This window comes from Arthrobacter oryzae, from assembly GCF_030718995.1.
In the GTDB taxonomy this organism is placed as follows: Bacteria; Actinomycetota; Actinomycetes; order Actinomycetales; family Micrococcaceae; genus Arthrobacter; species Arthrobacter oryzae_C.
This window is the reverse complement of the sequence record NZ_CP132204.1, coordinates 2,226,679-2,243,128: the sequence shown is the minus strand read 5'-3', so window position 1 is coordinate 2,243,128 and position 16,450 is coordinate 2,226,679. Positions and strand designations below refer to the sequence as shown.

Genomic DNA, 16,450 nt, shown 5'->3' with positions numbered 1-16,450 from the left:
CACATAGTGTCGCAAGGGCACTTATACCCTTGCAAGCAGGGCCTCCGCCCCGTACGTTGGGGACAGCGGGGGACGTTCTCCGCTCTGCGGGCCGCCGTGTTTGCAGAGAAAATCAGAGTCACATAAAGGAATGCAGCCATGGCAACAGGCACAGTTAAATGGTTCAACGCCGAAAAGGGTTTTGGCTTCATTGCCCCCGATGACGGATCAGCTGACGTTTTCGCCCACTATTCGGCGATCGCAAGCAGCGGTTACCGTTCACTGGATGAGAACCAGAAGGTCGAATTCGATGTGACGCAGGGTCCGAAGGGCCCTCAGGCAGAGAACATCCGCCCTCTCTAAAGGCTTAGGGTTACGGTTTCCGGCGCCTAGCCGGACCACCCTGCACCAACAACAGCCCCTCCGAACCATCCGGTTCGAAGGGGCTGTTGCGTTGGCCATCCCGCAACTCACGGAGGGTCCACGGTTAGACCGTGGTGTGCTCGCCGGCGTCGTGCAGTTTCACCAAATGGGCCTCCTGGGCCGGAGACAGCTTGGGCTTCTTCCCGCGCAGGCGGCCTTTGGCTTTCGCAATCTTCAGGCCCTCGCGGGTGCGGGCACGAATCAGATCGCTCTCGAATTCAGCCACCATGGCCAAGACGTTGAACAGCAGTTTTCCGACCGGGTCGGTTGGATCGTGCACCGATCCGCCGATGCTGAGTTTCACATTCCGCTGGGCAAGCTCGTCGACGATTTCGTGGGCGTCACGCACCGACCTAGCCAGACGATCCAGCTTTGTGACCACGAACGTGTCCCCGTCCCGGCTTGCCGCCATCGCTTCACGGAGGCCCGGGCGGTTCCGGTCAGTGCCTGTCAGCCCGTGATCCACGTAGATCCGGTCCGGGGTGATTCCCAAGGCTGCCAATGAGTCGCGCTGCGCCGTAAGGTCCTGCTGTTCCGTTGATACCCGCGCGTAGCCGACCAGCAAAGCGGTCATGCGCAACAGTGTGCCACGGGGCTTTTAGGTGGACCAGATATGTCACGCTCACCGGGCATGCCATCGGACGGGTCTTACGGTGACGTCTCTCGGCGGGACTGCGTTTGTGCTGGTGAGGGGCGGGTCTGCCCGGAGGAGGACCGGCTAGCGGGCCGGACCAAGCCCAATGCATTGACAGTGACTCTAGAGCCTTCTACAGTGTCCTAGGAGGACGTCTGGAGCCTCCTGAGAAACGAGGATTTCGATATGAATGAAATAGCCCGTCTTACCAATGCGCTGGCTGCGGCCGCCCGCGCCTTTCTGCACGTGCTGGATGACCGCCACGAGGTCGACCGATCAGCGCAAGCGTCGACGCAGCAGGTCTTCGCATCGGGTGCCGGTTCACAAACGGAGTACGACCCGCTCCTGGACGAACCACCGATCACTCCTCGGCTCAAGCAACACGGAGGCTCGGAAGGTGAGGACAAGATGGTCACGGTTGCCTTCCTAGGCGCGGTTGCCCGGCTGAACGCTGAACTCGGCACAGGAGCCACCGCGAAGGACATCCATCGAGCCGCACTCAGAGCCGGGTACCCGCGGGGCGGCCAAGACGTGGTCGGCTGGGTAATCCGACCAGGGCGTCGTGGCGCCATCGAAGTCCGAGATGACCTCCGGTACCTTGGCGACGAAGGCCACAAGTGGCTCCGGGCCGAGGCGGCCAACATGGGCATTGTGATCAAAGGCGACATCACACCCATCCCGATTCCACTAGCGGATAGCTGACAAAGGTCCCGGCCCAGCTGCTGGTAACGTCGCGTAAAAAGATCCGCTATCGGAACGTTGCAGCGTCCCGGATGAGGTTGCCGTAATGGGATCGGTCAACGGGCAATCGCCGTTGTGTTGGATGTGCCACTGCTTGAATAGGGCTTACGGACGGAACGATCGACTTAGGGGATCTGACGTGACACAAGTGATAAAGGAAGCACACGATTCCTGGGACCGGGGAAGGTGGCGCAACCCGCCCGTGCGTGTCGTCGCGGATGGTCGGACTCTGCGGGTAACCGCAGCCGAGAACAGTGACGCGTGGAGGCACACCTCGTACGGCTTCGTCCATGACAGCGCGCATGCCCTGTTGGCACCGCTGCCCGCTGAGGGGGCGGTGGAGGTTTCATTCCTTCTGAATTACACCGAGCAGTTCGACCAGGCGGGGATCTATCTTCACGTTTCGGAATTTTCTTGGATCAAGGCCGGCGTGGAGGTGTCCGACGGAGTCCCACAGGTTGGGGCCGTCGTAACACATGGGGTCTCCGACTGGTCGGTGGCACCTGTCCCTGAGTGGATCAATCGGGAAATCACAGTGCGGCTGAGCAGGGCCGGTAACGCCGTCACCATCAGGGCCCGCGCCGGGGATGAGTCTTTCCGGCTCATCCGCGTTGCTCCTCTGGATGAAACAGTAAGTGCCGAGGTCGGCCCATTTTGTGCCTCGCCCACTCGGGCTAACCTCACGACCACCTTCACCCGATGGGTTGAGACCGATACAGATGCAACCCTGCACCCTGAACACGACTAAAGCCGCAGCACTAATCCGTGAGTCGTACTGGGAGCGGTGAAGGATCCCTCTATCGGACGCTGGTCCATACCCAGGACGCGGGACAAACCAGTATTTTTGCTCGTCTGCCGCCGCCGTGGCCGGCAAGGCCCGCGCCTGTAACCCGACCTGAGACGGTTATCGCTGGGCCGTGCGTCGCTTGAAGAGGAAGTAGCTCTGCAGGAATACCGACAGGAGCAGTAGCGGCGCAAGTGCGATAAGTGCCCACTCTTCAAACCTGAAGGGCGAACCGCTTCCCTTGGATTCGATGAGCTCTAGGTTCAGTCCTATGACAGCTCTGGCAGCGATGAAGACGAACACGATTGAGATCGTGATGGTCAATATAGGAAGAATTTGTCGAGTCACGATTTCCACCCTCCCGTGGGCAGTACTTGGTGCCACTGGTCATTCCCTTCGCCTCCACTCTAGCCATTCCGCCCGCCAGCCGGTCCTCCACCGGCCGCCGCGCCGCCTTGCTCCGCACTCTTCAAAAAGTGGGAATTTGATCGGGCATGTGGCGGCGTTTTCTGGTCGCTGTTCGTCGCACCAACGCCCGTAAGCTGATCCCTTAACGGGGCGGGCTTAGGGACGCGCGTCCCACGGGAGCGGCCATGCTTAGGGATCGGTTCGTCCTATCCAGTTGCGGTTCGCACAAGGAAGATCGAAGTGGGTGGGCGGGCTGTTACTCGCTTTTGAAGCTGAGTGTGTCCGTTCCGCTCTTCCAGCTGAAAGTGCCCTGGCTGAATGTCAGTTCGATGGGCCGCTTCAGGAACTCCATCACCCACAGATGCTGTTCGCCGACATCGCCCGCGCACCCCATCGCTCCGGTGGCAATGTTCCTGACAGTAAGCGTGTTCCCGGTGATCGTCGCCTGCCCGCCCAGGGGGCCGCATCTGGTAGTCACGGTCAACTGGAGCTCTCCGTTCACGGAGGTCAACCATGCCTTGACGCCGCCGGAGGCCACCCACGGTAGATCACTGCCGCCGGTCGTGCCGGAAACACTGGCGTATCGGGAGCACTGGGTCGTTGGTAGGAACGCCGCACATGTTTCCTGGGGTGGCGTGCTGCTGGTCGAGCCAAGAGTTGAGCTGGTGGACGTAGCCGAGCTGGTGGAGCTGGACGTGGGTATGGCAGCTCCCGGTTCGCCCGTTTTCGTGTCTCCGCAAGATGTCAACAGCATGCCGACAAGTAGGAGGGGAACCGTGTATTGCCACAACCGATTGCGCTGCATTGTGCTCCCCTGAAGGTGGACGTTGATGGGAGCCTATACGCAGACGGCCGAGTTCTTCATGCATCCCGAGAGTGTCCCGTTCGCGGTTCGGTTGCTGGAATGGTCCCTAACGAGTCCTCGTGGAGAAATTAGCGCCGCCGGCCAGAACAAGCAGCATCCCTAAGAAGCTCAAACCGAGCAGGGCCTTCCTTTGAGCGCCGATCGGCTCCCCCTCTCGCCGCAGGTGAGTCAAGCTGTACTGTGCGGTCGGCACACCAAAATTACTCCGGCGATAAGCGCTCTGGCAGGCCGCGTGGCCTCATCCTACGGGCGGCATCATAACTTCCCGATGAAGGCAGGCTGGACGGTATCCTCCTAGTCATGGGCTACTACGTCAGAGCGTTTTGCACCCAGGGCCAACCTCCGCCGCTGCGGCCGGTCCTCGCCTTTTCAGCGGAGCGCGGCCTCCGTCTAGCCCTCGATCCAGAGGTCAGCAGGCCAGCCCTTGACGACGGCAACTGGGAGCAGGTTGGCATCGTCTACAAGGACAACAAGGCGCCGATTCTGCTCGAAGTCAGTCGCGACGACGGGGACGATGAGTCCCTCATGCGTGAAGAGATCAGGGAGTTCATCGAGTTCCTCGAGGACGCGCCGAACAAAAAGAATCGAAGACGTGTAGAGAAGATGCTGCGGAATACGCGGTTCATCGTCGCGGCACAGCTGTTAACCTCCGACATCGATGAGGATGGCTATGCGGCCTTGGGGCATGTCCTTACCTACTTCGTCGACAACAACGGGGCAATGATCCAGGCCGATGGCGAGGGCTTCTACGAGGGCGAGAAAATCATCGTCGAACTCGATTAGCTTCATTGTCCAGGCACCTTGCCCGAGCGAAACCACGAGATAGACCGCAACGATTCGCTTTGAGCGGGGCTGAGACCGAGGAAGGAGCACTGTTGACTTGGCTTCCCGGATGGGCGCCTTGTTTTCCGCCTGCGCTTTTCTCCTGTTGAGGATTGGACACTGGTGGGCATGTTGGATTGACGTTGCCATTTGGATCTTGGCCTGGTTTCCGACGGCGATCAATCTGAACGCTTATATTCGCGGATTCGGATACGAGCTGGCCAGCATGATCTGTGCGATCGGGATCCTTCTCGCCGCCGCTACATTCTTCCTCATGCCTTGGGAAAATAAGCTTCCAACAAATAGTGGAAATGTCTCATAGGACCCTTATTGTCTCCGGGATTGTGAGGTAAAGGCACGACGCCGTTACCAACCGCCGCGCGTCGGCGTATGTCCTTTTCGGGCATCGTCGGGCATTGCCATTTCGGCGCGAAGGCCCAGGAGCCGGATCGGACGGCCCGCTTCGATTCCGGCTGCGAGGTCCACGGCCCGCGCGATGATCTCGTTCCGGTCGAATGTCTCGGGAATCTTCCTCGCGTGGGTCTTGGTGAAGAACGGCGCGTACCGGACCTTGAGGGTCAGACCAACCACGGGCCGTCCTTCGGCCACAACATCCTCAAGGACTCGCGCTGTCAGCTCCCTCACGGCGTCGTCCACCTGGGCGGGCTCGGTCAGGTCGCGCTGGAACGTCGTCTCCCGGCTATGCCCGCGGGCGACCCACGGGGTGTCGTCCACAACGCTGGCGCCGTCCCCGCGTCCGAGCTCCGCATACCAAGGACCCATCCTGGGGCCGAACTCCGGGACGAGGTCCTGGGGGTCGGTCGCGGCGAGCTCGGCGACCGTGTTGATGCCGAGTTTGGCGAGCCGGCCCGACACTTTGGTTCCGACGCCCCACAGCTCCCTGGTGGGCCGGCTGCCCATGACGTCGAGCCAGTTCCCGGCAGTGAGACGGAAGACGCCGGCCGGCTTGCCGAAACCGGTGGCGACCTTGGCTCGCACCAGGGTGTCGCCTATGCCAACACTGCAATGCAGCTGCGTTCGCTCAAACACAGCGGCCTGCACCTGACGGGCATAGGCTTCCGGATTCTCTGTCTCAATGCCCACAAAGGCTTCATCCCAACCCAGCACCTGCACTGTGGCGCCGGGCTGCGCGTGCAGCGTAGCCATCACCGTCTCAGACGCCGCGAGGTAAGCCTCCTGATCGACGGGAAGGATCACCGCGTCGGGCACTTTCCGGGCCGCGATGCGCAAAGGCATTCCGGAACCCACGCCGAAGGCCCTGGCTTCGTAGGATGCGGTCGACACCACAGCTCGCTCCGTGGGGTCGCCCCGACCGCCGACAATGATCGGCCTGCCCGCAAGCTCCGGCCGCCGGAGCACTTCGACCGCCGCGATGAACTGGTCGAGATCGACATGCAGCACCCACCGGATTCCGCTCACGCCACCAGTCTGCCCTAAACATCCCTCGCAAGCATCGGTTCCCCACCGAGCTTGCCATCGGACGCCCGCGCAGCACGCCGTCACGTTATCGTTGGTCCCAACACATCTGACCAGGAGGCGCGCATGCCGCACATCGTTGACTTCAAGGACGTTTCTACGGTCGGCCTGGAATCGTCTCCTGTCGCGGAGGCACTTGCCGGGTTGCGCGCCAACGAGGCCCGCTACTACCGGAACAAGTATGACCATGTCTTCACGGTGAGCCCCGCAAGCGAAGTCCCCGAGGTGGTCGAGCGGGTGAGCCGCATCCTCAGGGATGAGCGAGACATCGTCATCGGCTCCCGCCCGCTCGAAGCGACAGCCTTCGAAGTGGACGGACTGCAGATGGCTTATGTGTTCTACGAGTCGGGGCTGGCGATCAACGTCATGTACAGCATCGACGACGGCGGGAAGCGAGCCGTCGGGTTCAAACTCTCCGACGGCATGGAAATTCCGGAGGAGCTGACGCCACGCTTCAAGTTCGCCCGGCAGAAATCCAAGCTGGCAGGCGTTATCCGCGGTTCCTACTTCGTGATCAAGGGCGAGTACTGACAGAGGTCAAACGCGGCGAAGGAGGCTCGCGGCAGCGACCTGTTCGGAAACGTAGAACACGAACGGCGGGATGTCACCGGTCGTGGCCAGGACGGCGCCTGAGCCAACTGCGGCGAGGCCGAGGGCAGTGGCTTCCTTCCCCCTGTGCGGCAGGCCCGCCAAGGCACCGGACAGTGCGCCCAGGGCCAGCACGTGCAGCCACGAGTACGCAAGGAACGGCCACGCCGGAAGACGCCGCGCGGCGAAGCGCTCAAGATCCGACGCGCGCAAGGCCAGCTGGGACACGAATAACGGCGCCCCCGCGGCGAGCGCAACGGCGGCGGTGGCCGCAAACACCTTTGCCCTTCCCGGCGGCAGGGAAATGGCCACCCGGGCGAAAGCGGCCGGCACAGCCGCGGTGCCTGCCGCGGCAATGTGCTGCCCGACAACCCATGACCGCCTCCCCCTGCGGAGCATTTCGAGCCGGCGAACGGGGTCCGGCTCGAGGTAGACGCCCGACACCGGGCTGATACCGACAAGCCAGACGGCAGCCGCGGCGAGGGCACCCGTCGCAGGCCGCCGGACGCCTTCCAAAGACGCATCGGACATTCCATGCTCCTTCCGCCAGTCCCCCTTCAGGCCAAGAATGGGGCATGGCGCTGTGAAGGACAAGGGTTGGGAGAAAGTCAGGGCCTGCGAAGGAACTCCCGCACTGTCTCAACGTACTCCGTGGTCCGCGTTGCCATCACCCCGTGGCCCGCGCCCGCGAAAAGGCGGACCTCAGCTTCAGGGTAGAGGGCGCGGAGCGCCGCACGCGCCTGCGGGGAAAACGCTTCGTCATGCTCCGATTCGATCAGCAGCACGGGAACGGGGGCGGCGGGCACCTCCGGTGCATTTACGGGCGGCAGATGTGTGAAGTCGTTCATCTCCCTCAGCGCAGAGAGCAGATCCTCTTTGCCCAGCCGGCTGAGGATGTCCGACAGCAGCGTATTCCAGAACTTCCCATCATCCTGCGATTCCGGCACAAACCAGCGGCGCCAATTCCAGCCGGTCAGCGAGCGCACGGCGTTTTCCGGAAGGACGGCAAGGAAGCGGATGAGGAGCGGAAGCACCGGCAGCGGGGCCGCGGCCGGGCCCCCGGTGTTCGCCAGCACGAGGCGCCGCACGCGTTCAGGGTGCCGCCGGGCGAACACCTGGGCCACAAAACCACCGAACGAGGATCCCAGTACATCCGCCTGCTCGACTCCCTCCGCATCGAGGATGGCAAGCAGACCGTCCGCAAGCCCGTCGATGCCGGCGCCGGCGGGGTAAGCAGGTGCAAGAACGCGGAAGTCCCGTTCCAGTGCGTCGATCAGTAGCAGGTACATATCCGGCAGCCTTGTCCCTCCGGAGGGAAGAAGCAGCACCCGCTCCCCCGAACCGCCGGCGACGTAGCGCCAGCGCACACCGTCGACGTCGAGCGTGCGGTACCGGTGGCCGGCACGGAATGCAGCGAGTTTGGCGTCCAGGGTCGCGGCGGGAACCTGCTCTTCACCGCCGCGTTTAAGCAAGGTGCGGCGCGGCGGGACGGCACGGCTTACGTTTTCCTCCCTGGGACGCGGACGGCCTTCGAGGAAGCGGCGGACGACGACGTCGTACTCGGCTGGGTGGGTGACCGCCGCCCAGTGGCCGCCTTGTCCAAAAACGTATGCACGTGCCCCTGGATAGGCGGCCAGCAAGGCTTCGCGTTCCCGCGACGAGAAGCCGCGGTCGTCGGAAGCAGCAATCAGCAGCACGTCCTCCGGACGCTCGAACGTGGACGCGGCGGCGTAACGGTCCGGATGAGCCGCCAGATCCACAAGCACGGCCAGTCGTGCCATGGCCGATTCCTTGGTGTGCGCTGCGAAGAGGTCCTCCGTATAGGCGCTGAGGAAAGCACGCTCGTCGTCGTCCGCCCCCGCGAGAAGGCGTGCGACCCTGGGACGGTAGAAAGCGGCCAGGGCGGCCTTGGGCAACGCCGAGAACAAACGGAGAAAGGCACCCACCAGCCGAGTGTGTGCACGGGTGTAGAGACCGAACCCGGAAAGGACGAGCTTGTCCACCCGCTGCGGATAACGGCGGGCAAAGGCGTGCGCGACTCCGGCGCCGAGCGAGTGGCCAAAAATGTTCGCGGAGTGGACGCCCTCGGCGTCGAGAATGGCGGCAACCCCGGCCAGGAGTTCGGCCATTGTCCGCACCGCGGGATAAGAGGGTGAGATTACTCGGAAGCCGGGTTCGAAAGCCGTGATGGTGCGGAACGCGGAATCGCCGAAGGAGAAGCCGCCGCCCAGGACGAGAAGTGCCGGCCGCTCACCCTCCGCTGAATGTCCCGCTACGTACTGCCATTCGACGCCGCCCACGGTCAGCGAACGGTACGGGTGCGTGGCACGGAACGCCCGAAGCTCGGCATAGCCGTCCATGGATCCTCCCGCCGGATGGCCTGATAGGAGGGAGACTACGCCGTAACCCGGGACTCGGAAAGGGTAATGACGCTGACAGAGGACGCCGTGCCCGCCCCTCAAAAGGACCGGCGCGGGTCGCCGCCCGCGCCGTCACCAAGTCCACTCGATGGCTATTTAGAAGCGCTGTACCGTTTTAAGTGCGAAGGCCCGTCTGTCCCCCATAGGCGGGCCTTCGTTGTAGCCGGAGAGCCCCTCCGGGCCGGCGCTCCAGCCTCGGTCAGAACGCCGATGCAATGAGTGCGACCAGCGCCGGCACCGTGGCGGCGAGGGTTCCGGGAATGCTGTCGCCTTTCCTCGGGTAGTGCCCCAACGCATCGGCCAGCGCCATGGTGGCTCCGGCCAGGACCATGTAGGCGCAGCAGTAGATAACCAGGGCACGGCCCGCGTCCACGCTCCCGGTATTCAACGCCACAAGCCCCGCAATGACGCCCAGCGCGATGAGCAGGTTCCGGAAACCGACGGGAATTGCCCACATCATGACGGCGGGAACATTCTTTGCCGGCGTGCTCAGGAACCTTTGCACTGCCGGCCGGCGCAGGAGGAAGGCCTCAAGGGGGAATACCGAGATATAGATCAAAGCTTGAAGCAGCGCAAACAGCTGCGCAACGGTGTTCATGGTCGAAGACTACGTGCGCCGGAAAGGGCACTCCCATCCCCTGCCGAGGGGTACCGGCCGCAACCGAAGATCCCCTGTTCAGGGGATTGCCGTCCGCCTCCGGCGGCGGATACTGGAAGCATGTGGGAGGATCGCGCAGAGCGGGCCCGCCGCGAGATTTCGGCCATGGCGGCCACCGGTATGGGGGTGGCCGACCTGCACGCCGCAGCGCTCGCCGTCGTGCACCAGACAGTGCCGTTCCAGCAGGCCTGCTGGGCCGGCGTCGACCCCGATTCCCTCATCATGACCTCAATCACCAACTGGCCGCCGTGGCCGGCGCCGGATGAATACGCCGCGCGCTTCGCCGAGACGGAATACGCGGGAACGGAACCGAATCCCTTCGCTGAGCTGACCCGGCGGCCGCTGCCTGCCGCCCGGTTATCCGATGCTCCGCACCGCGACGTTGTCAGGAGCGTTCGGCTCAACGACCTGCTCCGTCCACAGGGCCTCGAACACGAACTGCGCGCTGTGTTCCGGACCGACGACGCGTGCTGGGCCGTGGGCGGCGTCTTCCGGGAGCCGGGTCCGGACTTCACCGACCGGGAAGTGGATTTCCTGAGTTCCATCGCCGCTTCCCTGGCCGCGGCCACCCGGGTGGCGGTGCGCCTGGAGCGGCAAGCGATGCGGGGACCGGACGGTCCCCTGATCGTTCTGGTGGGACCACGCGGTGAGCTGCGGGCCGCGACTAAGGCAGCCGCCGCATGGCTTGCGGAGCTGGACGATCAGGCTCCAGGCCGTTTCAGCATCACACTGTATGCCGTGGTGGCTGCCGCGAAGGCGGCTGCGTCCGGAACGGCACGCATGAGGATGCGCGACGCCGGTGACAACTGGGTGGTGCTCCAGGCCAGCCGGCTCATCACCGGAGACGATCCCGGGCAGATGGTGGTCACGGTGGAACCCGCAACCACGAATGAAATGGCCGGCCTCCTGCTCGCCGCCTACGGCGCCACGTCACGGGAACGGGAGGTCTGCCTTGAGCTGGTCTCCGGCTCGACGACGGCGGAAATCGCCGATCATCTGTTCATCTCGCCGCACACGGTGCATGACCACCTGAAGTCCCTCTTTGACAAGGTGGGAGTAGGGAGCCGCGGCGAACTGGTCGCAAGGTTGCGCGGCTGAGCAAGGTTGCGCCGCTGAGCGGCTGCTCAACAGGGCCGTGAGTGCTACTGGCCCTCGTACCACTCGAGAACGCGGAGGGCCCTGAGGGTGTTCCACCGGCTCGGGCGTCCGTCACCTTCCTCCAGGGCGAAATGGGTCCGGCCGGGGTGGGTGTTTTCCAGCAGCCAGGTGCCGTCGGGCTGCCGTTTCGAGGCCAGCGCCTCCACTGCCTCGGCGACGCGTTCATCCGGGCGGTTGCCCACCGCGCGGAAGTAGTCGAGGCCGCGCAACACGTCGAAGAACCAGCGGGTGGGGTACGAGAACGTCAACCAATCGCTGTCGATCAGCCCGCCGGTGGTCTTGCGCCGGAGGAGCCCGCGTTCGAGCAGATACTCCTCCGCACGCTGCCGGGCCGCTATCGAACCTGGGGATCCTCCGGTGGCACGCTCATGCTCAAGCAGGCCCTCGAGCACATTGATCGTGGTGCCGAAGGAGGAGCGCACCGAGCCGCGTTCGGCCTCGCAGTTCCATCCGCCGTCGTCGAGCTGTTCCTTCAGCAGCCGCCGCACAACGCCGTCGACGTCCTCACCGAAGTAGGCGCCAAGTGCCACAGCCATGCCGTTGACGCACGGCTCCACTTCCCCTTCGAAGAAGGGCTGATTGCCCTCCTCCCAGCGGCTGTTGTCCCGAACGCGTGCGACAGCGTTGCGGGCCTGCTCGCTGCCTGGGTCAAGCCCGAAGTCACGCAGCAGCAACAGGCTGTACGTGGTGGCCGTCCACGGCTGGCCGGGCTCCGATTCGTTAAACCGGGCCGGGAAGTATGTGCCGCCGTCCCACTGGCCGTTTTCGTCCTGCAGCGCGAGCAGGCGGGCGCCCCAGCCGCGGGTGGCGACGCGTGCGCGTTCGGCCTGCACTTCCGGGAGTGGCGTGTCTGTGAGGTCGCGCAGGACCTGCCAGCGGATCGCGGGGTCAGAGTCGAGCAGCCAGTCGAGCGCCTCCATCCCCACAAGCTAGCACCCGGTGAGCTATCGCTCCAGCTTCGCCCGCTCCGACGTCCACCCCTGCTGATGGAACCGCTCAAACCCGTCCAGGAGAAGATCCAGCGCGAACTCAAACTCAAACTGATCGTCGCAGCCCTGCGAAACAACCGAGCCGTCGTCGTGATTGGCTGCCATGGCGACCTGCAGAATGTTGGGGTACCGCCTTGCCATCTCCTGCAGCATCGCTGCCTGCGTTTCAGGCGGGAGATCAGCCGGCGCCCCGCCGGCCGGGTCGTCGAACAGCTCCTGGGTGAACCCCCACATGCGGCTGCCGAGGGCATGCATCACGTGATGGGTGAGATCGATGGAGAAGCCGCCGGCCAGGAACATTCCGATGAACGAGTCCATGTACCCGAGAACCGCCGGCGTCCTGGTGGTGCGGGATTCCAGCACCTGGCGTGCCCATGGATGCCGCAACAGGGATCTCCTTGCCGAGAGCACCCTGAGCCGGACCGCGTTCTTCCAGCCCGCATCGGGATCGGGAGGGTCGATTTCTCCCACGAGGACGTCCACCATGCCGTCGAGGAGTTCCTCTTTGTTGGCGATGTGCTTGTACAGCGCCATCGGCACCACGCCCAGCTCCTGCGCCAGCCGCCTCATGCTCAGTGACTCGAGGCCCGCCTCATCCGCCAGGACGACGGCGGCCGTCAGCACCCGCTCCCGGTTCAGCGGAATCCGTCGTGCCCCTTCGGCGTGCAGAGTCATGTGGGCGCCTTCCGTGCCGATTCGTGTCTACGAGCGTACTACGTACACCCGGCATCGCAGACAGCAAAGCGGCGGGACCACGTGGTCCCGCCGCCTGTTTATCAATGCTGCGCGGCGCTAACGCCGCGGTACATCAGTTCTGAACGATGGTGATCGGGCCACCATTGTCGGTGCAGACGACAGACTCGGTGCTCGTGGCATCAACGGCCTCACCCAGAACGGCGACAGGCCCAACTTCCACGCCACAGATCTCCGCCGTCACATCAGCGGCTACGGCCACGTTGACGTCCTCAAGGATGGTTACGTCCCCAACCGTGACGTTCACCAGGCCGTCATTGACGGTGCTGTTGTCCGCGGCCATGGAAGGCCCTGCGGCCATGCCGACCAGGAACAGGGATCCGGCAACTGCGGTGGTGGCTTTCTTCATAACTGACATGTTTCGCTCCCTCGATTTTGACGCACGCAAACCCCGCTCCCGGGCTGCGGTCAAGACGGCCGCAACGGTAGCTCCGGCCCGGTTTCAGGCCGCGGTTCACTGCATCTCTTTTTGGTTGCTAACAGCACTAAGCCTCAATGGGCACCGGGAGCGCCTGTGGAACAGGCCCGTCTCCCGAGCTGTCAGGTCCCGTTGGGACCTTCCGAAAGGGCATCTATGCGTACAACGCCGCACCCCTTCATGCTTCAACTCTAATCATAAGTAAGCTTAGTTTCAAGTCGATGGGTGAAGTTTTTTCCTCCGCCGCCCGTTTTCCCTCGGCTGGGCTAGTGCGCGTGGTCCCCGCGGCTGTACTCGAACACCCAGCCAATCAGCGCAACCAAGGCGAGCCCGGCGCTGATGTAGACAAGCCAGAATCCGATGGCCATCCCCAGGAAGCCGGTGGCGGCGGCAAGGCCCACCGAGATCGGCCACCAGCTCCAAGGGCTGAAGTGGCCTTGTTCCCCGGCACCTTCATGGGTCTCTGCATCATGACGGTCTTCCGGACGCATCCCGATACGCCGGCCGGTATAACCAAGGTAAAGTCCGATCATCCCGGCCAGGCCACCTACCAGCCACAGGGCCAGGAAGCCAACCGGTTCCGTCCAGCTGGTGATCAATCCGTAAACCACACCAACGGGCACGAAGAACAATGCCAGGCCTCCGAAAATCCAGGATTCGATCTTCACGGCTCCTCCTTCTGCGGCACTTCCCTACGGGGACTGCCTGAGCGCAGTTCCCTTGAGGCAACTCTGGCCCCCGTTCCGGGCCGGGCGTAAGGGACCAAGGACCCGTTCTCGGCCACCAAAGCCGCGCTCCGCCCCGGCAACGGCCGGCATCGGCGCCGCTACGGGCGCCGCGGATAGAGTCAGACGATGACTGCGGATGCCTCCACCCTGATCGGCCCTGTCCAAATGCGGGTGCTTCAGACCTCTGACGCCGGGCCGCTTAGTGCCGCCTACCAGCTGAACCGGGACCACCTGGGCCCTTGGGAGCCCGCCCGGAGTGCGGAGTTCTTCACCCCGGCCGGTCAGTCCGCCGTCATCGAATCAAAGCTCGCTTTGCAGGCGGCGGGGCAGGAGGTTCCGTGGGTTCTTCTTGAAGGCAGCCGCATCATCGGTACGATCACGCTGACGGGCATAGTCCGTGGTCCGTTCCTCAGCGCCAACCTTGGCTACTGGGTGGACAAGGAATTCAACAGCCGCGGCATCGGCAGCGCCGCCGTTGGCCGTGTCCTGGCTGCTGCCAAGGACCACCTGGGGCTGCACCGCGTTCAGGCGGCGACGCTCGTACACAACGCTGCTTCACGGCGGATACTGGCACGCGCAGGCTTTGACGAGATCGGTACGGCGCCGTCCTACCTCAAGATTGCCGGAACCTGGCAGGACCATGTCCTGTTCCAACGCATCCTTGGGTGATTCACTGGAACATACGACGGCGGTCCCGCCCGGGCGCCCGCCGCACAGCTACGGAGGGGCTCCCCATGCGGAAGATCATTCTGATGTGTTCAGTTTCGGTGGACGGATACTTCGAGGGACTGGACCGGGACATCAGCTGGAACCTGGTGGACGAGGAACTGCACCAGCACTTCAACGATGAGTGCAAGGCCATGGGGGCGTTCCTCGACGGACGGATCACCCACGAGCTGATGGCCGGATACTGGCCCACGGCCGACCAGGATCCTGACAGCACTCCTGCCGAGGTGGAGTTCGCCGGTATCTGGCGCGACATGCCCAAGTTCGTCTTCTCCCGGACCCTCACCACCGCAGGATGGAACACCACGGTGATGCACGACGTCGTGCCTGAAGAAATCGCGGAGCTCAAGGCGCAGCCCGGCGGCGATCTCGCGGTGGGTGGCGCCAATCTGGCCGCAACATTCATGCGGCTCGGCCTCATTGATGAATACCGGCTCTACGTCCACCCCGTGGTCCTGGGCCAGGGCCAGGGCCGGCCGCTGTTCGAGGCACCGGACGTTCGGATGAACCTGAAGCTGGCCGGGACGAGGACGTTCGGCAACGGGGTGGTCCTGCTCCATTACGAGCGCGGCCAGGACTGAAGGAACCTCAGGCAAAAGCCGACTTCCCGGTCACGGCGCGTGCCACGATCAGCGAGTTGATCTCGTAGCTGCCCTCATACGTATAGAGGATTTCGGCGTCGCCAAACAGCTTGCCCATCTCATAGTCGCTGCTGATCCCGTTGCCGCCCATCAGCGACCTGCCCATTGCCACCGAGGCGCGCGCCAGCCGGGTAGTGGTGGACTTCGCCATGGCAGCCTGCACCATCTCCAGCTTGCCGTCCTGCTGAATGCGGGCCAGCTGGGCCATCAGCGCCAGGGAGGCGCTGGCATTGCCCAGGATTTCAGCCAGCTGCTGCTGGATGAGCTGGAACCGGGCCAATTCCTTGCCGAACTGCTTCCGTTCCAGGGCATAGGAACGGGCGACGTCGAACGCGGCCAGCTGGATGCCGGCCCCCTGCCAGCCCACCCAGGCGCGCGAATCGCGGAGCAGATCGTTGGCCTTCGAGAAATCCGTGGCCCCGGGCAGGAGATTGGATTCCGGGATCCGCACGTCATCCAGCCGGATGTCCGCATTCTGCATGATCCGCAGGCCGATCTTGTTTGAGATCTTCGTGGCGGAGTAACCGGTGCGGTCCGTCTCCACGATGAAGCCCTTGATCTGCCGGTCCGCTTCATCCCGGGCCCAGACCAGCGCGAAGTCGGCGATGGTCCCGGCGCCGATCCACCGCTTGGCGCCGTTGATCACCCATTCGCCGCGCTCCAGCCGGGCGGACGTTTCCAGCCCGCCGGCAATGTCCGAACCGTGCTCAGGCTCCGTGAGTGCGAACGCGCCAAGCTGGGTGAATGCCTTCAACCCTGGCAGCCACCGCTGTTTCTGCGCTTCCGAACCGAGCTCGTCGATCATCCCCACGATCAGCTCGTTATGGATCCCCACCAGCGCGGACAGGGACACGTCGGCCCGGGCAACCTCCACATACATCAGGCCCTTGAAGAGCTTCGAGGTCCCGTCCGTCTGCAGTCCGCCCAGCCCGTACTTGCCCATTTCGGCCAGCAGTCCGAACGGAAATTCCTCGCGGTTCCAGTACTCGATGGACGCCGCGCGGACACGGGACTGCAGGAAGTCCCGCACTTCCAGATACCGTGAGCGCTCCCCTGCCGGCAGCAGGTCCACGATGTACATGAGGTCCGCATCCGGGAACGGCGGCGCCTCCGGAACTATGGTGGTTTCCCCGCCGTCACGTCGTTGTGGCTGCACCGGCACGCGTCCCTTCGCTCTTCCAAACCCTTGGATGTCCTAGTATATTGCACAGTGATATG

General features: G+C 63.9%; 20 protein-coding genes. 8 read left to right on the top strand and 12 right to left on the bottom strand.

The genetic code is table 11. The features are described 5' to 3' along the window. Positions 1-138 precede the first annotated feature (138 nt). The gene (locus tag Q8Z05_RS10370; protein ID WP_013599688.1) at positions 139-342 is read left to right on the top strand and encodes a cold-shock protein; all 204 of its coding nucleotides are present in this window, start codon (positions 139-141) and stop codon (positions 340-342) included. Between the two features lie 124 nt (positions 343-466). Here Q8Z05_RS10370 and Q8Z05_RS10365 read toward each other — a convergent pair whose 3' ends face one another. After that, on the bottom strand, positions 467-976 hold the full coding sequence (locus Q8Z05_RS10365; RefSeq protein WP_305943368.1) for a recombinase family protein: 510 nt from the start codon (positions 974-976) through the stop codon (positions 467-469). Between the two features lie 246 nt (positions 977-1,222). Between Q8Z05_RS10365 and Q8Z05_RS10360 the strand changes: the two genes are divergently transcribed. Beyond that, complete coding sequence (locus tag Q8Z05_RS10360) at positions 1,223-1,738, top strand: hypothetical protein (RefSeq protein WP_305943367.1); 516 nt, start codon at positions 1,223-1,225, stop codon at positions 1,736-1,738. Between the two features lie 85 nt (positions 1,739-1,823). After that, a complete protein-coding gene (locus tag Q8Z05_RS10355; protein WP_371745960.1) occupies positions 1,824-2,525 on the top strand; it encodes a DUF1349 domain-containing protein in 702 nt (233 codons plus the stop codon). Between the two features lie 156 nt (positions 2,526-2,681). On the opposite strand, the gene Q8Z05_RS10350 is transcribed toward Q8Z05_RS10355, so the two are convergent. Both Q8Z05_RS10350 and Q8Z05_RS10345 read right to left on the bottom strand, forming a co-directional pair. After that, positions 2,682-2,885 (bottom strand): hypothetical protein, encoded by a 204-nt coding sequence (locus tag Q8Z05_RS10350; protein ID WP_305943365.1) that lies wholly within the window; start codon positions 2,883-2,885, stop codon positions 2,682-2,684. A gap of 340 nt (positions 2,886-3,225) precedes the next feature. Beyond that, positions 3,226-3,447 (bottom strand): META domain-containing protein, encoded by a 222-nt coding sequence (locus Q8Z05_RS10345; protein WP_305943364.1) that lies wholly within the window; start codon positions 3,445-3,447, stop codon positions 3,226-3,228. A gap of 687 nt (positions 3,448-4,134) precedes the next feature. Here Q8Z05_RS10345 and Q8Z05_RS10340 point away from each other — a divergent pair. After that, the gene (locus tag Q8Z05_RS10340) at positions 4,135-4,617 is read left to right on the top strand and encodes a hypothetical protein (protein ID WP_305943363.1); all 483 of its coding nucleotides are present in this window, start codon (positions 4,135-4,137) and stop codon (positions 4,615-4,617) included. 405 nt (positions 4,618-5,022) lie between these two features. Here the strand turns inward: Q8Z05_RS10340 and Q8Z05_RS10335 are convergent, their stop codons facing one another. Further along, entirely contained in the window at positions 5,023-6,096 is a 1,074-nt protein-coding gene (locus tag Q8Z05_RS10335) for a DNA polymerase IV (RefSeq protein WP_442781329.1), read from the bottom strand. A 123-nt stretch (positions 6,097-6,219) separates the two neighbouring features. Between Q8Z05_RS10335 and Q8Z05_RS10330 the strand changes: the two genes are divergently transcribed. Continuing rightward, entirely contained in the window at positions 6,220-6,684 is a 465-nt protein-coding gene (locus Q8Z05_RS10330) for a phage tail protein (RefSeq protein WP_305943362.1), read from the top strand. A gap of 6 nt (positions 6,685-6,690) precedes the next feature. Here the strand turns inward: Q8Z05_RS10330 and Q8Z05_RS10325 are convergent, their stop codons facing one another. The 3 genes from Q8Z05_RS10325 to Q8Z05_RS10315 all read right to left on the bottom strand — a co-directional run bounded on the left by Q8Z05_RS10325 (position 6,691) and on the right by Q8Z05_RS10315 (position 9,759). Further along, complete coding sequence (locus tag Q8Z05_RS10325) at positions 6,691-7,272, bottom strand: hypothetical protein (protein WP_305943361.1); 582 nt, start codon at positions 7,270-7,272, stop codon at positions 6,691-6,693. Between the two features lie 77 nt (positions 7,273-7,349). Beyond that, entirely contained in the window at positions 7,350-9,101 is a 1,752-nt protein-coding gene (locus tag Q8Z05_RS10320; RefSeq protein ID WP_305943360.1) for an alpha/beta fold hydrolase, read from the bottom strand. A gap of 259 nt (positions 9,102-9,360) precedes the next feature. Further along, positions 9,361-9,759, bottom strand: coding sequence for a DUF1304 domain-containing protein (locus tag Q8Z05_RS10315; RefSeq protein WP_305943359.1), 399 nt, complete (start codon positions 9,757-9,759; stop codon positions 9,361-9,363). 120 nt (positions 9,760-9,879) lie between these two features. Between Q8Z05_RS10315 and Q8Z05_RS10310 the strand changes: the two genes are divergently transcribed. Next, positions 9,880-10,917 (top strand): response regulator transcription factor, encoded by a 1,038-nt coding sequence (locus Q8Z05_RS10310; protein ID WP_305943358.1) that lies wholly within the window; start codon positions 9,880-9,882, stop codon positions 10,915-10,917. Between the two features lie 44 nt (positions 10,918-10,961). On the opposite strand, the gene Q8Z05_RS10305 is transcribed toward Q8Z05_RS10310, so the two are convergent. From Q8Z05_RS10305 to Q8Z05_RS10290, 4 genes are all read right to left on the bottom strand, one after another. Further along, complete coding sequence (locus Q8Z05_RS10305) at positions 10,962-11,897, bottom strand: hypothetical protein (protein ID WP_305943357.1); 936 nt, start codon at positions 11,895-11,897, stop codon at positions 10,962-10,964. 24 nt (positions 11,898-11,921) lie between these two features. Next, on the bottom strand, positions 11,922-12,641 hold the full coding sequence (locus Q8Z05_RS10300) for a TetR/AcrR family transcriptional regulator (protein WP_305943356.1): 720 nt from the start codon (positions 12,639-12,641) through the stop codon (positions 11,922-11,924). A 133-nt stretch (positions 12,642-12,774) separates the two neighbouring features. Beyond that, the gene (locus tag Q8Z05_RS10295; RefSeq protein ID WP_305943355.1) at positions 12,775-13,077 is read right to left on the bottom strand and encodes a hypothetical protein; all 303 of its coding nucleotides are present in this window, start codon (positions 13,075-13,077) and stop codon (positions 12,775-12,777) included. Positions 13,078-13,403: 326 nt separating this feature from the next. Continuing rightward, positions 13,404-13,805 carry a cytochrome c oxidase subunit 4 gene (locus Q8Z05_RS10290; RefSeq protein WP_305943354.1) on the bottom strand — a complete coding sequence of 134 codons (402 nt, stop codon included), beginning with the start codon at positions 13,803-13,805 and terminating at the stop codon, positions 13,404-13,406. 186 nt (positions 13,806-13,991) lie between these two features. On the opposite strand from Q8Z05_RS10290, the gene Q8Z05_RS10285 reads away from it, so the two are divergent. Together Q8Z05_RS10285 and Q8Z05_RS10280 are read left to right on the top strand one after the other, a co-directional pair. Beyond that, positions 13,992-14,534: a GNAT family N-acetyltransferase gene (locus Q8Z05_RS10285; RefSeq protein WP_305943353.1), complete on the top strand. Its 543-nt coding sequence runs from the start codon at positions 13,992-13,994 to the stop codon at positions 14,532-14,534. 65 nt (positions 14,535-14,599) lie between these two features. Continuing rightward, positions 14,600-15,172 carry a dihydrofolate reductase family protein gene (locus Q8Z05_RS10280; protein WP_305943352.1) on the top strand — a complete coding sequence of 191 codons (573 nt, stop codon included), beginning with the start codon at positions 14,600-14,602 and terminating at the stop codon, positions 15,170-15,172. Between the two features lie 7 nt (positions 15,173-15,179). On the opposite strand, the gene Q8Z05_RS10275 is transcribed toward Q8Z05_RS10280, so the two are convergent. Continuing rightward, positions 15,180-16,313: an acyl-CoA dehydrogenase family protein gene (locus Q8Z05_RS10275; RefSeq protein WP_305943532.1), complete on the bottom strand. Its 1,134-nt coding sequence runs from the start codon at positions 16,311-16,313 to the stop codon at positions 15,180-15,182. Between the last annotated feature and the right edge of the window lie 137 nt (positions 16,314-16,450).

Bases quoted from the DNA above. Each gene is read 5' to 3' on its own strand.
- Q8Z05_RS10370 (WP_013599688.1), top strand. From the start codon at position 139: ATGGCAACAGGCACAGTTAAATGGTTCAACGCCGAAAAGGGTTTTGGC.
- Q8Z05_RS10365 (WP_305943368.1), bottom strand. From the start codon at position 976: ATGACCGCTTTGCTGGTCGGCTACGCGCGGGTATCAACGGAACAGCAG.
- Q8Z05_RS10360 (WP_305943367.1), top strand. From the start codon at position 1,223: ATGAATGAAATAGCCCGTCTTACCAATGCGCTGGCTGCGGCCGCCCGC.
- Q8Z05_RS10355 (WP_371745960.1), top strand. From the start codon at position 1,824: ATGGGATCGGTCAACGGGCAATCGCCGTTGTGTTGGATGTGCCACTGC.
- Q8Z05_RS10340 (WP_305943363.1), top strand. From the start codon at position 4,135: ATGGGCTACTACGTCAGAGCGTTTTGCACCCAGGGCCAACCTCCGCCG.
- Q8Z05_RS10330 (WP_305943362.1), top strand. From the start codon at position 6,220: ATGCCGCACATCGTTGACTTCAAGGACGTTTCTACGGTCGGCCTGGAA.
- Q8Z05_RS10325 (WP_305943361.1), bottom strand. From the start codon at position 7,272: ATGTCCGATGCGTCTTTGGAAGGCGTCCGGCGGCCTGCGACGGGTGCC.
- Q8Z05_RS10320 (WP_305943360.1), bottom strand. From the start codon at position 9,101: ATGGACGGCTATGCCGAGCTTCGGGCGTTCCGTGCCACGCACCCGTAC.
- Q8Z05_RS10315 (WP_305943359.1), bottom strand. From the start codon at position 9,759: ATGAACACCGTTGCGCAGCTGTTTGCGCTGCTTCAAGCTTTGATCTAT.
- Q8Z05_RS10310 (WP_305943358.1), top strand. From the start codon at position 9,880: ATGTGGGAGGATCGCGCAGAGCGGGCCCGCCGCGAGATTTCGGCCATG.
- Q8Z05_RS10305 (WP_305943357.1), bottom strand. From the start codon at position 11,897: ATGGAGGCGCTCGACTGGCTGCTCGACTCTGACCCCGCGATCCGCTGG.
- Q8Z05_RS10300 (WP_305943356.1), bottom strand. From the start codon at position 12,641: ATGACTCTGCACGCCGAAGGGGCACGACGGATTCCGCTGAACCGGGAG.
- Q8Z05_RS10295 (WP_305943355.1), bottom strand. From the start codon at position 13,077: ATGTCAGTTATGAAGAAAGCCACCACCGCAGTTGCCGGATCCCTGTTC.
- Q8Z05_RS10285 (WP_305943353.1), top strand. From the start codon at position 13,992: ATGACTGCGGATGCCTCCACCCTGATCGGCCCTGTCCAAATGCGGGTG.
- Q8Z05_RS10280 (WP_305943352.1), top strand. From the start codon at position 14,600: ATGCGGAAGATCATTCTGATGTGTTCAGTTTCGGTGGACGGATACTTC.
- Q8Z05_RS10275 (WP_305943532.1), bottom strand. From the start codon at position 16,313: ATGTACATCGTGGACCTGCTGCCGGCAGGGGAGCGCTCACGGTATCTG.